A 15,023-nucleotide genomic window follows, 5' to 3' on the forward strand; every position below is an offset into this window, starting at 1 on the left:
AACTTCTATTGTACATGGTGTGACACATATTGAAAAGAAAAGAAAGCCTCTTCGCTACAGCGAAAAGGCTTGTTGTTTCACAGGTTATGCGTAGGAGTGTAAACCTGCAAGAATTAAGTTAACAGCAATTAAGTTAAATAAAATAATGCCGAAACCAATTAATGCTAACCAAGCAGATTTTTGACCTTCCCAGCCTTTTGATAAACGTAAATGTAGGAATGCCGCATAGAATAACCATGTAATAAGAGCCCATACTTCCTTAGGATCCCAACCCCAGAAGCGACTCCAAGCAATTTGCGCCCAAATCATCGCAAAGATTAAAGCGCCTAGGGTGAATACAGGGAAACCAATTAGCACTGAACGATAACCAATTTCATCAAGTAATTGTAAGTTAACACGCTTCACAAGTGGTTGGAAAATAGCACTTATTCGACGACGTGCAATTAAGCGAATTAATAAATAAAATACTGACCCTACTAATAATGACCAGAAGACAGTTGTTAATTTCTTCGCATTAATTAATGCTGGCATTTCTACGATTGGTGACATGCCATGCTCTTCAACCACCTCATACTCATTCATACCGAATACAGGTGGTAAATTGTAAATAATTTTACGTGTAGTTCCTTCTTTATCCACATAATTGTAGCTAGATTCATAATCCATTGCACTGAATGTAGATGTCACAGCGACAAACCCAACAACTACTACAAGACAGTACATAACGGCTTCTAACCAAAATCGCTGTTTAGAAGGCTTCGTTAAATCTACAACCTTTAATAAGTAAATAAGTCCAGCCACAGCACTGATCGCTAAAATAGATTGCCCTAATGCCGCTGTAATTACGTGAATTGTTAACCAATGGCTTTGTAATGAGGGCACTAATGGACTTACTTCTTTCGGGAACATCGAAGCATAAGCGATAATTAAAAGTGCTACTGGTAATGCTACTAATCCAAGTGCAGATAAACGATAAATAAAGTAAATTAAAATAAACGCACCAACAATGAACATACCAAAGGCAGTTGTAAATTCAAACATATTACTTACTGGCGCATGTCCAGTATAAATCCATCGTGTAATAAAGTAGGCAAGCTGTGATACAAATCCAATAATTGTTACCACAATGGCAAGCTTACCCCATTTACCCGTGTTTTTACCCGTAGCATTCCCTTGCTTAATGGAACCACCAAATAATAACGTCGCAACTAAATAAGCAATAAAAGCTACAAATAACAGGTTTCCACTTATGTCAATCAAACTCATAAGGTGTTGTCACCTTCCTTTTCTTTAATGCCACCATCCGTGGACTCTTCGCCAGCCTCTTCTTTCTCTAACTGATCTTTGTACGGAGGCAATGCAGCAAATGCTGTAACAGCATCTAAATCCTTCTTCATGCTGAACATATTTTTATTAACATGGGCAGCCATTAAAACACGGCCATCCGGCTCAACTTGAAGCCATAAACGACGGTGATTCCAGTATGATCCAATTACGACACCAATCATAAAGATAACTCCACCAACAAATAAGATAGGAATTGTACTATCTTTACGGACCGTAATACCTGACATATCACGCATCTCAGCAGCAGCAAATTTCATTCTATATTTATTTTCGCCCAGTGGTTCTAGTGGTGGCTGCATAATTTCCACAAAACTTACTTCGCCTTCTGGTGTTTCTGGCGTAGTCATTTTAAATAAAAATGCCGGATTATTTGGAATCGATGTTTTTGTTTGAGGTTCTCCATTTTCAAAGCCATCAAAATCTGGTGTATAAACTAGAATTTGCACGGAAGACCCATTACCTAAATCATATTCTTTTTTAGGATTTGTTAAATCAATTTCCACTTTACCAAGTGATTTTTCACTCGCCTTATTAATTAATTCAAAATTCATTTGCTTTAATTCATTCAGACGATAATCCATTTGATAAAGAGCGAAGCCATCTTCTTTTAATGGGTGATTGACACGAATCGAATAATCTTTAACTTTTTCTAAATTTTCCGTATCGCCAGGGATTGCATCTTTAGGCTGTTTGTAAAGCGTAATATCAGTTTGGAAGTTTTTAGCAACCACGTTAACACCCTGTTTTACTTGCTCTCCTTGAGGTTCATTATCGTGAGTTTCTAAAATAAAATCTTTGTTTTCAATGAAATAACCGTCCATGCCAGTAATAGCACGTGTCTCTCCCTCGCGGACCCATATTGATTCATCAACATAAAATCCTGGGATAAGACGTAACATAACCCCACTTAAGAAGATAATGAGACCGACATGGTTTATGTACGGACCGTAACGAGAAAAGCGACCTTTTTCAGCTAAGAGAGCGCTACCATCTCGACGAACAGAGTATCTCATTTCAGTCATTTTTTGAGCCACTTTATCAAGCGTCTCCTCTGCGTCAGCCGTTATTTGACCTTCACCAATAATACGTTGACGCTTCATAAAGCTTTCATGTCTTTTAACACGCTGATTCTTTAGTGATTTATAGAGTGGGATTCCTCGGTCTAGACTCGCTACAATAATTGATACAGCTAGCATACCAACTAAAATTTGGAACCACCATGAACTGTATAAATCTGAGAGTCCTAGCGTGTAATAAATTTTACCAAACGTACCATATACGTCAGCGTAATAAGCTCCCTTCTCTATATCAGAGGCTTTTACATAAAACTCTTGTGGTAGTAATGTTCCGATTGAAGCAGCAATTAATGTGATAATAATTAAAGATATACCAACTTTAACACTAGAGAAGAAATTCCAAATTTTGTCGATAATCGATTTGTTATACGTTTTAGAACGAATGGCAGTACCGTCATAACGCATATCAACAACTTTATTTTGCTTCTCTTCTTCCGTTAAAGGACGACCACATTTCTCACAGAGCTTCGTGCCGTAAGGGTTACTATGACCACAAGCACAAATGATTTTTTCCATCGTCATTTACTCCTTATTTCGGCTTCACTAATTCCATGTACGAAGCAATATTTGCATCTGTCATTTCACCAGTAATAATTTTTACGACTTTTCCTTCTGGATCAATTAACACTGTAGCAGGTAGTTGACCTACGTTATAAGCAGTCATAACACTTTTTGTTTTATCAATAACTACCGGAAAAGACAATTTATATCGATCGACAAAATTCTGTACTTCAAAATCCGTTTGAGCGATATTAACCGCTAAAGTTTGTACACCTTGATCTTTAAATATTTGATACTGTCTATCCATCGCAGGCATTTCCTTTTCACATGGCTTACACCAAGTTCCCCAGAAATTTAAAAATACCCCTTGTCCTTTATAATCCGACAATTTATGTTTTTCACCGTCTAAATCTACTAACGTGAAGTCAGGTGCTTCTGAGCCAACTGCTACTAACTCTACTTTTTCCTTTGTTGCTGTTCCATAAACCGTGTACCCGATTGCCAATGCTAATACTGCTAAAATGACCGTTCGTAGTACGAGACGCTTTTTCTTTTTCTCCAAGTTAATAAACCCCCTATCATTTACGACTTTGCGTAAACATTGTAGACATGAAGCTTTTTACATTATAAAGACTTTAGCATAGAACTTTTTCAATTTATAAACGTCTTTACGTATGTAAAAACATCTATGAAAATTGTACGTCAACGATGTGTTAAGCTCTTCTGGCTAAAATGTAACTAGGCGTACTATTCTCACCTATTATAGCAAAATGATACAAAAACACTTAGCTATTAATTATGAATGATTTATGAACGATTTCACCAAAAAGAAAGTGAAAATAGTTTTTATTCCTTTTAAAGTATCCTCACTTTCTTCTGGCAAGTTCTTTTAATCCAGTTTCCCTGTTTCTGCTAACACACGCAATTGCTTGACTTCATGCTTAGACAATTCACGGAATTCACCTGGTGCAAGTCCGTATAAATCTAAAAAGGCAAATCGTTCACGTTTTAATTTGACAACTGGTGTACCAATAGCTTCAAACATACGTCGAACTTGGCGATTACGGCCTTCATGAATCGTAATTTCGCAAATTGCCTTGCCAGCATTTTCATCAAAGGATGTCATACTTACTTTGGCTGGTGCTGTCTTTCCATCCTCTAATTTAATACCACGTTGAAGCTTTTTCAGACCTTCAATTGTTGGAATGCCTTTGACACGTGCGATATACGTTTTGTCAATTTTAAATTTTGGATGCGTTAACATATAGGAAAATTCTCCATCATTTGTTAATAGCAATAATCCAGATGTATCATAATCAAGACGACCCACTGGGAAAATACGTTGCGGAATATGATGAAATAAATCTGTGACAGTTTTGCGTCCTTTATCATCTGTCACGGCCGAAATAGTGCCACGTGGTTTATAAAGTAAGAAATAAACTTTATCTTCTTTTTCAAGCTTTACGCCTTCCACTTCAATTGTATCTGAGTTAGACACCTTTGTGCCTAATTCACGGACAACTATACCGTTCACTTTTACTTTACCTTCTACTATCAATTGCTCTGCTTTTCGCCTCGAAGCAACACCCGCATAAGCAATGACTTTCTGTAATCTTTCCATTTCTTCACCTCTAGTTTTCTTTCACATTAACAATTTCGTTGAAAATCGATTTCACGTTCAATTGAATAGGGTTAATTTTCCCGCTAATCTGTGAAAATTATGTCATACTTTAGCGCAATATTAAAGAAAAACAAATTTCACAATCATTGTTGGAGTATTCGTAATAATTTTTCTTTAGCACATTTAGCAATAGTAGGAATAAAAATTTTATTTTACCCTTCTAGTAGTATACTCTTTTTACCAGTAAGCAAATCGTTTTTAAAAAAATGTTTATATGCTCTGTTTGCACTCTTATTTTGAACGTAATCAAGAGTAATTTTATATTTTTCCATTGCTACCCCAAGTTGCTAAGCTTTGATTAGATTAATTTTAAGGAAATAGATATTCTCGCATCATATATCCTTATTCAGTTCAACCGCTTATATAACAAAAAAATCAGCAAATCGTTTTTTCAACGATCCGCTGATTCAACTTTTACTGGTATTGCATAAATACGTTCTTCACCTAAAAAGATTGATAAGACAGCTTCCTGACGTTTTCTTGAAACGTGTAAAACTTGCCGCACTTGCTCTTTTTCCTCTTTATTTAATTGCAGGCGAACAGGCTCTTCTAATCGAATAGCCAATTTTTTATTAACGTTGTATTTGCCCTTCTTCACCACTGTTTCAAGATCGTAATCTCTCCACACTTGATTAGAAAAGCTTCGATGAACATTCCAATCATCCGATTCATTTAACGTGACAACAATACAGGTTTGCCCATCCTTTTGAAAGGCTGTTGCAAGCGTACGACCAGCTACCTTTGTAAAACCTGTTTTACCAGCATAGGCAACTCCAGTAGCAGATTTTAAAGAACTCACAGGTTGTTCTGTTTCATCATCAATTTCCGCAGCCATCCCTGAGCCTTCTCTTAATAGTCGATGCTTATTCTCCCATAGCATTCCGTTAACCGTATTCGCTTTATAAAGAACCGTTGAGGCAATTTTCTCAAATGTTTTATTTTGTAAAGCGACTCTTAGCATCTCAGCAGTATCTCTTGCAGAAGATAAATGCTCTTCATGATGTAAGCCAGAGGGGTTCATAAAAACCGTATTGGTAAGACCCGCAATAACGGCTCTTTCATTCATTAATTTGACAAAGCCTTCAACAGAACCCCCTACATGCTCTGCTAAAGCTGTCGCAGCATCATTGCCTGAACGAAGCATTAAACCATATAATAACGTTTCTACGGTTACCGTTTCGCCTGCCTGCAAATAAATAGAACTTCCCTCAGCCATGGCAGCCTTTGGTGAGATGACAACTTCCTCTTGCAAATCACTATTTTCGATAGCCACAAGTGCCGTCCAAATTTTCGTTAAGCTAGCAATTGGTAGCCGTTCATTACTATTTGAACCTATTAACACGCGACCTGTCTCTCCATCTAAGACCGCATAGCCACTTCCTCCTCTCGCAAAGCTTGATTGAGGAAGTATTACCATTAACACAATGATCATCAACATTATTAATCGAAATAACCGAAGCAACGAGCCACTCCTTATTCAATATGATAGGAAAGTATAGATTTATGTTGGTCGTTATGCATTATTCCTATACATTACTTTGCACCATTAAAAGCTTCTTGGAATTTGGTCATAAATAAATCGGTTTCTTGCTCAGTTTCTGCAAACTCCTCCTCTGGCAGAGGTGGCATTTCCTCTACACTGTTTAGACCAAAATAGTGTAAAAATTCTTTAGTTGTTCCATATAGGATAGCACGTCCAGTTCCTTCTGAACGCCCTACCTCTTTAATCAACCCTCTTGATACTAAAGTCTGTATAGGTCTTTCACATTTTACACCTCGTAAATCTTCTATAGCTACCCTAGTAATTGGTTGTTTATAGGCTACAATCGCTAAAACCTCAAGAGAAGCTTGGGATAAGGATTGTGCAGTTGGATTTTCTACCAATTTTTGAATAGTATCTGCTAAATCTGATTTTGTAATAAGCTGAAAAACGCCTGCCATTTCTTTCACAGTTATTCCTCTAGCTAAATCTTCCTCATAGACTTTTCGCAAGGCATCCATTGCCTGTACTATCATCTCATCTTGTTCACCTAACAGCTGAGAAAGTTGTTTAATTGTTAAGCCATCATCTCCGACAACGAACAATAAGGCTTCAATTCTACTCTGTAACATCAATGTTTTCGTCATTTTCCCATTCCTCCTTCTGTAAGGTAACTGTTAATTCTTCAAAGTTACCATCTTGCTCTACGATGACGACCTGACGTTTCATCAATTCAAGAAGGGATACAAACGTCAAAATAAGTGTCGGCTTATCTTCATAGGGAAAAAGCTCGAAAAATGATGCACGTCCACCTGTTAATCGCAAAGAATCTACAACCGAACGCATTTGATCCTTCACTGACCGTTCTTGCCTCGTTACTGTCGTTTTAAGAGGTTTCTTTAATTTCTTTCGACGCATCAATTTTTGAAATGCTCCAAGCATATCATAAATATTCACATTCAAATCAAACAAAGCCATTTGTTCTTCCGATGCTAAGCCGGTTAAATCAGCAGGTGGCCTTGTAAATACCTGCGCTCGATCTGTTTCAAGCTCTTGCAAATTGCTGGCAGCTTCCTTATATTTCTTATACTCGATTAATCGTTGCACCAGTTCCTCACGCGGGTCTGGGCCATCAACTTCCAATTCGGCATCTTCCATTTCGCCCTCATGAATAGGTAATAGCATTCGGCTTTTAATCGCTAGCAGTGTTGCGGCCATTACTAAATATTCGCTTGCTTCATTTAACTCCAATACTTGCATGGCATGTATATGGTCGATATATTGTTGTGTGATTTCAGCCATTGGGATATCATAGATATCAATTTCCAACCTGTGAATTAAATGCAATAATAGATCAAGAGGCCCTGAAAAGGCATCTAATTTTACTTCGTAAGACATAATTTTACCACCCTGAGATTCTATGTTCTTATAGTATAGTGGAAAGGAGTTCAAAATGCATCCACAGCATCATACTTTATTTATTGATTACTGCGCTTATTTTAATGGCAATCAGGATTTTTTTGAATGCCATGAAGTGCTTGAGGAATATTGGAAGGAAATCGCGCCTGGTGATAAAATGCACCCATTGGTTGGCTATGTACAACTTGCAACAGGCTTATACCATTGGCGGCGTGGTAATGATACTGGCGCTATACGAATTTTAGAAAAAGCACTTTATAATTTTCAACAAAATGAAGATCATATCTTTTTCCATGAAATTAGTTACTATCAACTCCTGACAGAAATAAAAAATTGTCTTGCCGCGATTCAAACAGGCAAGTCCTTTCATGCATTCCAGCTCCCCCTTTCACCTAAGTTGCTGGAATTAACAATAGCCCGTATACAAATTTTACCCTATAGTAACTCAAACTATCTTCTTCATAAGCATATGCTAAGAGATCGCTCACATATACTTGCAGAGCGACAAGAAAGTAAACAAAGAAAAGGTAGACGTTAATTTCCACTACGTGCACCGCTGGCGAAGATGTGCTGATTTCATCGCTTCCTTAGCTTCGTGATATCCTGAATTTCGATTCCCTCGCTTTTTCCGCAGGAGTCGGCTTTGTTTCAATCAACGAAACTTTTGGGATGCTAAAACGCTGATAACCCAAGTACTATTCAAGGGATGAGACGTAGTCATTTAGAGTCGTTATCTCTACAGTAATTTACCAATTGAGAATGGCAAAAGCCATCGAGAGTGTGAATGCTCGATGGCTTTTGTCTACAGTATGTGCAGACGATGTTACTCGTCTGCTTTTTTTTCGATGCAATTGATACATTTTTGAACTAATTGACGTGTTTCATCTGTCGCGCGTACATGTTCATATTGACCTAGCACTCCTATTTCCTGAAGCATTTCCTTCGCAACACCCTCGCCTCTATAGGAAGGCACAACAGATACATGTTGGATCGTAGCAGTATTATTCTCATCTGTTACCAGCCCAACAATGCCAACGTATTCATCATTTTTTTTCCATAAGTATAAAACCCAGTTATCATCATTTTCATAGGAGTGGATGGTCTCGGTAAGCTTTTTTACGTCTTTTTCGTTCGGCATAAACGAAAGTAGCCCCATTGCTATTTTCTCTAAAGCTTTTTTATATCGAATTAACATATTTGTCTATTCCCTCTTTTTCTAGCTGTACATAATCTTTGACTATCCTACACGATTTGTACTTTTACCGCAAGCCAATTTCTGTCTTACGAACCAGGTCCGAGAATTCCTTTAGACGCCAACACCCAATAGACAATACCCCACAACACAATAAAAGTTGAAATGGATGCTAGTAATACCCATTTATTCTTTCTCAAATTTACTCACCCTTTTTTAAAGTTAGCGGGAGATCGTTTTGCACAATATCTTCATAACTTTCGCGGCGAATAGCTAATTGATGCTGTCCATTCTCTACAAATACAACAGCAGGTCTAGGAACACGGTTATAGTTACTTGCCATAGAATAACCATATGCACCTGTACAGAAAATGGCTAAAACATCACCTGAAGCTGCGTCTTGTAGTTTAGCATCAATAATTAATTTATCGCCAGATTCACATAATTTACCAGCAACAGTATAAATTTCATTTTTCGGTTCATTCGCTTTACTTGCAATGATTGCCTCATACTTAGCGTCATATAATGCTGGGCGGATGTTATCACTCATCCCACCATCAACTGCAATATATTTTCGCACATCTGGTACTGTTTTTTGTGATCCGATTGTATAAAGAGATGTTCCTGCATCACCGACAAGTGATCGACCTGGTTCAATCCAAATTTCTGGCATTTTTAGTCCAAGTACAGTTGCTTTGTTTTTCACTACTGTAATCATGTCCTCTACATATACTTGCGGTTCAAGCGGTGCATCTTCTTCAGTATAACGAATACCAAAGCCCCCACCTAAGTTTAACACAGTACATGTAAATCCGTGAGCCTTGTTCCAATCAGAAATTTTGTCAATCAATTTTTCTCCTGCTAACCCAAAGCCAGCAGTGTCAAAAATTTGTGAGCCGATGTGACAATGTAAGCCTAATAGCTCTAAGAATTCATGGTTAAATGTTTGTTGGAATGCCTCATCCGCTTGACCATTGTTTAAGTCAAAACCAAATTTTGAATCAGCTTGACCTGTCGTAATGAAATCATGCGTATGTGCTTCAACCCCTGGTGTAACACGTAGTAATATACGCATTTTTTGTTGGCGACGTTCAGATATTTCTTTCAAAAGCTGAATCTCATAGAAATTATCTACAACAATACAACCGATTTTGGAGTCAAAAGCTAGCTCTAATTCTGCAATGCTTTTATTATTGCCATGGAAATGAATGCGCTCAGCTGGAAAACCTGCTTTTATAGCTGTAAATAATTCTCCACCTGATACAACATCCAAAGATAGGTTTTCTTCTGCTGCTAATTGATACACAGCTACACATGCAAATGCCTTTGAAGCATAAGCTACTTCTGCTTTTACGCCTAGTTTTTTAAACGTATCGATAAAGCTGCGAGCACGCTTCCGAATAAGTGCAGTATCATACACAAAAAGTGGTGTACCGTACTCTTTGGCAAGCTCTAGTGTGTCTACCTGTCCAATTGTTAAATGACCATTCTCAGAAATCGCTTGTGTTCCATATAAATGCATGTGCATCTCTCCCTTTTCACTTCGTTCCATTCTGTCACTTTTACAGAAATATGGTAGGATCTACCCTATGGTAATAAAGTAGTCCCACCAAAAATTAATTTCATCCAGCTTCAAGTGGCCTATGTATAAAACCTCCCTTTTGCTGAATGAAAATAATTTTTGCAAAAATCACAAAATACTATATGTGAACTTTATCACATGAAAAAATCGAGTGCAACGGCTCCTATGATCTTTTTCGCTGTTTGGAAGCAACTACATAAGGTCTTAATGCATCTGCCGTCATTGGGAAACGAATAAGAACACGTAGCATCGCCATTGGGAAGAATGGGACAAGCGGCCAAAAATATGGTGCCTGCATTGGTCGTAATGAACATAAATACGTAAACACTAAGAATATGCCAATGAATAAACCATTAACGCCCCAAATACCTACCATAATCAATAAGAACAGCCTAAATATTTTTATGGATATACTTAGCTCATAGGACGGGATAATAAAGATGAGAATAGCTGCAACCGCTGTATAGAGTACAACCTCTGCTGAGAATAGTCCCACATCGATCGCGATTTGACCAATAATTACCCCCGCAACCAAGCCCATCGCAGTAGACAGCGGTGTTGGGGTATGAATGGCGGCCATCCTCAAAAATTCAATACCAATATCTGCAATAAGTATTTGCAGTAATAAGGGTACATGCGATTTCTCCTGGGTCCCTAAAAAAGAAAGAGCATCTGGCAGCAATGATTCATTTGTTGCAAATACATACCACAAAGGTAATAAAAGTAAACCCATAATAGCGCCGAAATACCGCATAAAACGTACAAATGTTCCAACTAATGGCGCCTGTCTATATTCCTCCGCATGCTGCAGTAAATGGAAAATTGTAATTGGCACAAGAATAACAGATGGTGAAGTATCTACCATTATGGCGATATGCCCTTCCAGTAAATGCGCCGCAGCAATATCTGGCCTTTCCGTGTAACGAACAAACGGAACTGGATGGAATTTTTGCTTAAACAGCCATTCTTCTAATGATTTATCAGCCATTGTTAAACCATCGTGGTTAATCTGGTCAAGGCGCTGTCGTAATTTTTCGAGCATATCTTCATTGGCAATATCCTTCATATACGCTATTGCGACGTCGGTTTGGCCGATTTTGGATATTTTATGTAGCTCGAAACGTAAATTACTATTGCGAATACGCCTACGAATTAAAGCCGTATTTTGAGATATTCCTTCTGTAAAACCATCCCTTGAGCCACGTATTACCTTTTCATTGTCGGGCTCCTCAGGGGAACGTCCTGGATAGTTTCTGAGCTCGGCAATGTAGCAATAGCCACTTTTAGTAATAAAGGTCACTTGCCCGCTTAAAATGGCTAATAAATAAGCTTTACGCTCGGTTTCCTCTGAACGTCCGTGAAAGTTAAAATAGGACTCAAAATACTCCTTCTCATCCTCCACATCGATGTCATAGTCCTCATCAGGGAGCATGTTTGAAAGTAATTGTGTTAGGGCTTCGCCATCCACAAGGCCACTAATATAGGCGCAAAGAACCGGCAAATCTTTGACAAATAAATGCTTAATCCCAACGTCAAATGATTCGCCGTCACCAAATTGCTCCTTAAGAAAATCTTCGGCTTCTTCTAAGCTGCTAAATAATTTATTTGTCATGCTGTCACCATTTTCTTAGATGTCTTTTTTTATTACTTCTTGCTCCACAGTTGCACTTGTAGCCATCCAGCTTTTTAATTGAGCTAGAATTTTTTTCTCCAAACGGGATACTTGCACCTGTGATATGCCTAGCCTATTTGCAATTTCAGTTTGCGTGCAATCTGAAAAATACCGTAAATAAATGATAGACTGTTCTCTCGGTTCAAGCCTTGTAAGCACTTCTTTAAGGGGGATATAATCAAATGGTTGCTCGGATTTTTCATCCTTCATTTGATCCATCAATGTGATGGAATCTCCTTCACTTTCATACAATTGCTCATGTAGAGAGGCTGGATCTCTCAATGCATCTGATGCTGTCACAATTTCCTCGGTTGTCACACCAAGTACTTGAGCCAGCTCCTGAATCGTTGGCGGATGTTCATTCCTTTTAATAAATTCGTCTGTAGCATGTCGGATTTTAAAGTTCAGCTCCCTTATAGAGCGACTCACCTTCACCATGCCATCATCCCTTAAAAAGCGTTGAATCTCACCAATAATCATAGGTACTGCATAGGTTGAAAATTTAACATCATACGATAAATCGAACTTATCTACTGATTTCATGAGTCCTATGCAGCCTATCTGGAATAAATCCTCGAGCTCAACACCTCTCGTTGTAAAACGTTGAACAATGGACCATACAAGCCTCGTATTGCCTTCTACCATTCGTTTACGAGCCTCATGATCGCCCTGCTGTGCGCGTGCTATTAAATCACGCATTTCCTCCTGAGACAAAAGCTTTTCGGACGACTGTTCTAACGGCTTCACGATGATACCCTCACATTACCGCTGTCCGAACTGTGTAAAATTTCTTCGTAAATGTTACAGTTGTTCCTTCTCGCCACTTGGACATGACTGTTAGCTGATCAGAAAAACTGTCCATAATCGTAAAGCCCATACCTGAGCGCTCCATTACACTTTTTGTTGTAAATAACGGCTCCATTGCTTGACTCACATCTTCAATTCCTATCCCTTTATCCATTACAGACACCGTTACAACGTCATCTTCACGTTTAGCATGAACAGTGACAACACCCTTGCCATCCTCTTCATAGCCATGAATAATGGCATTGGAAACTGCTTCTGAGACAACTGTTTTAAATTCAGACAGCTCATCAATAGTTGGGTCTAATTGAGCAATAAAGCCTGTGACCGCAACACGGGCTAAGGCTTCATTTTCACTAAGTGCTAAAAAAGTTAATGTCATTTCGTTATCCATTTACAATCCCCCTTACGCGATCAATCGCTTGTTCCTCTGTTGCATCCATCATCCAAGGCCCTAAACCTGAAAATTGAAAAACTTTTCGCATGGTTGGCGATGGATTCAATAAAATAGTTCGCCCAGCAACTGCCTCTAACTCACGCATACGACCAAGCACTAAACCTACTCCCGAACTATCCATAAAAGATAGCCCTTCTAAGTTCCAAATGATGGTCGTCACAGTGCCTTGGAAAATTGCTGCAGAAATTTTCGCTCGAATTTGCTCTACTGCATGATGATCGAGCTCCCCAAATAAACGTATAACGACTGTCTCTCTTGTGACCATTTCTAATTGAAAATGCATGAACATCGCCTCCTCCTCGTGCAATTCCACATTTAATACGCTGAATCCTTGCGGTTGACAGAACTAGTGCAAAGTCTTCTGAAATAGTGTCAAATCGACATACTTATAGCTTTTTAGGTTTACGTGCAGTATGGGATAAGTGAACGTGTTTTAAACAAGCGGCAGTTATCTCAATATGAAATTTATACGAAATGTAAACATTTCATAGGTTTAATGGTGGAACAACAAAAAAAACGAGAACCCTCGTCTGTGAGAGCTCTCGCAAAAGAAATTTTATACAATTGTATAAGCTTGCTGTATTTTAAGAATTGTATCTTGATTGATTTGGTTATTGGCATATAAATAAGCAATAATATCCCCATTTTTTACACGATCGCCTTTTTTAGCTACCAGTTGAATGCCTGCATCGTAATCAAGCGTGGATTCCTTTGTTAAACGTCCAGCACCTAGACTAACACTAGCTTCACCAACTAAAAGGGCATTAATCGTTTCCACAGTACCTTCCGTCACTGCCGCAACTGAAACTTTATGGGCCGTTTCATTTTGTACAATATCTGATACGTCCCCACCTTGTGCAACAATAAACTCCTCAAATTTCGCAGCCGCAGAACCATCTGCTAGTACGCGCTTAACTGCGGCAGTTGCTTCTGCTTCATCAACACCTGCGGCAACTTGATACATTAAAGAAGCAATGACTACACATTCATCTAGTAAATCCTCATGTGTTTCTTCCATACGACCACTTAATAATGCATAGGCTTCTAATACCTCAAGCTTATTACCAATCATTTTACCAAGAGGATTATCCATATCACTAATATGGGCAACGACTCTGCGTCCAAGTTTTTCCCCAATCGCTGTCATTGTATCAGCTAATCGCTGTGCTTCTTCTTGCGTTTTCATAAACGCACCTGAACCACATTTAACATCTAGCACAATACCATCTGCACCACTAGCGATTTTTTTGCTCATAATAGATGCAGCAATTAATGGGATCGAATCCACCGTGCCTGTCACATCTCTTAATGCATACAACTTTTTGTCGGCTGGTACAAGATTACCTGTTTGCCCAGCAACTGCAATTTTATGTCGATTGACATTATCAATGAATTCTTGTGAGGAAAGCTCTGTTTTGAAGCCTTGGATGGACTCTAACTTATCGATTGTACCACCTGTAATGCCTAGACCTTTACCACTAAACTTAGCTACCGGAATTCCTAGAGATGCAATTATAGGTGTGACTACAAGTGTGACTTTATCACCAACGCCACCTGTTGAGTGTTTATCAATTTTAAAACCCTCAATAGACGTTAAATCAATGACATCCCCTGATTCAATCATTGCTTTTGTTAAATAAAACGTTTCATCATCAGACATTCCTAGAAGTCGAATCGCCATTAAGAGTGAGCTTGCTTGATAATCAGGAATGGAACCTGCCGTATAGCCATCAACAAAATACTGAATGTCAGCTTGTGAGAGCTCTAATCCTTGTTTTTTCTTTTCAAACAATTGCACCATATTCATTCGAA

General features: G+C 38.4%; 15 protein-coding genes. 1 reads left to right on the plus strand and 14 read right to left on the minus strand.

Annotated elements, in window-relative coordinates:
- Nucleotides 1-84: 84 nt before the first annotated feature.
- The 7 genes from ccsB to ACOZBY_RS01410 form a co-directional block, all read right to left on the minus strand.
- Nucleotides 85-1,266, minus strand: coding sequence for a c-type cytochrome biogenesis protein CcsB (gene ccsB / locus ACOZBY_RS01380; protein ID WP_012293421.1), 1,182 nt, complete (start codon nucleotides 1,264-1,266; stop codon nucleotides 85-87).
- Nucleotides 1,263-2,939 carry a cytochrome c biogenesis protein ResB gene (resB, locus tag ACOZBY_RS01385; protein WP_036161013.1) on the minus strand — a complete coding sequence of 559 codons (1,677 nt, stop codon included), beginning with the start codon at nucleotides 2,937-2,939 and terminating at the stop codon, nucleotides 1,263-1,265. The genes ccsB and resB overlap by 4 nt, the downstream gene beginning before the upstream one ends.
- A gap of 13 nt (nucleotides 2,940-2,952) precedes the next feature.
- The gene (gene resA, locus ACOZBY_RS01390) at nucleotides 2,953-3,486 is read right to left on the minus strand and encodes a thiol-disulfide oxidoreductase ResA (RefSeq protein WP_012293419.1); all 534 of its coding nucleotides are present in this window, start codon (nucleotides 3,484-3,486) and stop codon (nucleotides 2,953-2,955) included.
- 327 nt (nucleotides 3,487-3,813) lie between these two features.
- The gene (locus ACOZBY_RS01395; RefSeq protein WP_012293418.1) at nucleotides 3,814-4,545 is read right to left on the minus strand and encodes a pseudouridine synthase; all 732 of its coding nucleotides are present in this window, start codon (nucleotides 4,543-4,545) and stop codon (nucleotides 3,814-3,816) included.
- Between the two features lie 451 nt (nucleotides 4,546-4,996).
- Nucleotides 4,997-6,043, minus strand: coding sequence for a D-alanyl-D-alanine carboxypeptidase family protein (locus ACOZBY_RS01400; RefSeq protein WP_012293417.1), 1,047 nt, complete (start codon nucleotides 6,041-6,043; stop codon nucleotides 4,997-4,999).
- A gap of 95 nt (nucleotides 6,044-6,138) precedes the next feature.
- A complete protein-coding gene (gene scpB, locus ACOZBY_RS01405; protein WP_031419117.1) occupies nucleotides 6,139-6,732 on the minus strand; it encodes an SMC-Scp complex subunit ScpB in 594 nt (197 codons plus the stop codon).
- Nucleotides 6,704-7,483 carry a segregation/condensation protein A gene (locus tag ACOZBY_RS01410; RefSeq protein ID WP_036215029.1) on the minus strand — a complete coding sequence of 260 codons (780 nt, stop codon included), beginning with the start codon at nucleotides 7,481-7,483 and terminating at the stop codon, nucleotides 6,704-6,706. The genes scpB and ACOZBY_RS01410 overlap by 29 nt, the downstream gene beginning before the upstream one ends.
- Before the next feature lie 55 nt (nucleotides 7,484-7,538).
- Between ACOZBY_RS01410 and ACOZBY_RS01415 the strand changes: the two genes are divergently transcribed.
- Nucleotides 7,539-8,042, plus strand: a complete 504-nt coding sequence (locus ACOZBY_RS01415; RefSeq protein WP_031419114.1) for a DUF309 domain-containing protein — start codon at nucleotides 7,539-7,541, stop codon at nucleotides 8,040-8,042.
- Nucleotides 8,043-8,327: 285 nt separating this feature from the next.
- Here ACOZBY_RS01415 and ACOZBY_RS01420 read toward each other — a convergent pair whose 3' ends face one another.
- From ACOZBY_RS01420 to ACOZBY_RS01450, 7 genes are all read right to left on the minus strand, one after another.
- The gene (locus ACOZBY_RS01420) at nucleotides 8,328-8,699 is read right to left on the minus strand and encodes a GNAT family N-acetyltransferase (RefSeq protein WP_031419112.1); all 372 of its coding nucleotides are present in this window, start codon (nucleotides 8,697-8,699) and stop codon (nucleotides 8,328-8,330) included.
- Between the two features lie 199 nt (nucleotides 8,700-8,898).
- Nucleotides 8,899-10,218, minus strand: coding sequence for a diaminopimelate decarboxylase (lysA, locus tag ACOZBY_RS01425; RefSeq protein ID WP_031419110.1), 1,320 nt, complete (start codon nucleotides 10,216-10,218; stop codon nucleotides 8,899-8,901).
- 223 nt (nucleotides 10,219-10,441) lie between these two features.
- The gene (locus ACOZBY_RS01430; RefSeq protein WP_036167536.1) at nucleotides 10,442-11,890 is read right to left on the minus strand and encodes a spore germination protein; all 1,449 of its coding nucleotides are present in this window, start codon (nucleotides 11,888-11,890) and stop codon (nucleotides 10,442-10,444) included.
- 15 nt (nucleotides 11,891-11,905) lie between these two features.
- Nucleotides 11,906-12,649, minus strand: coding sequence for an RNA polymerase sporulation sigma factor SigF (sigF, locus tag ACOZBY_RS01435; RefSeq protein WP_206700923.1), 744 nt, complete (start codon nucleotides 12,647-12,649; stop codon nucleotides 11,906-11,908).
- A 58-nt stretch (nucleotides 12,650-12,707) separates the two neighbouring features.
- The gene (gene spoIIAB / locus ACOZBY_RS01440) at nucleotides 12,708-13,148 is read right to left on the minus strand and encodes an anti-sigma F factor (RefSeq protein ID WP_031419108.1); all 441 of its coding nucleotides are present in this window, start codon (nucleotides 13,146-13,148) and stop codon (nucleotides 12,708-12,710) included.
- Nucleotides 13,141-13,494 (minus strand): anti-sigma F factor antagonist, encoded by a 354-nt coding sequence (gene spoIIAA, locus ACOZBY_RS01445; protein ID WP_025114066.1) that lies wholly within the window; start codon nucleotides 13,492-13,494, stop codon nucleotides 13,141-13,143. Before spoIIAA ends, spoIIAB begins: the two co-directional genes overlap by 8 nt.
- 273 nt (nucleotides 13,495-13,767) lie before the next feature.
- Nucleotides 13,768-15,018, minus strand: coding sequence for a thymidine phosphorylase (locus ACOZBY_RS01450; RefSeq protein WP_012293408.1), 1,251 nt, complete (start codon nucleotides 15,016-15,018; stop codon nucleotides 13,768-13,770).
- Between the last annotated feature and the right edge of the window lie 5 nt (nucleotides 15,019-15,023).

The sequence above is a fragment of the Lysinibacillus sp. NPDC056220 genome (assembly GCF_049315265.1).
Lineage (GTDB): Bacteria > Bacillota > Bacilli > Bacillales_A > Planococcaceae > Lysinibacillus > Lysinibacillus pinottii.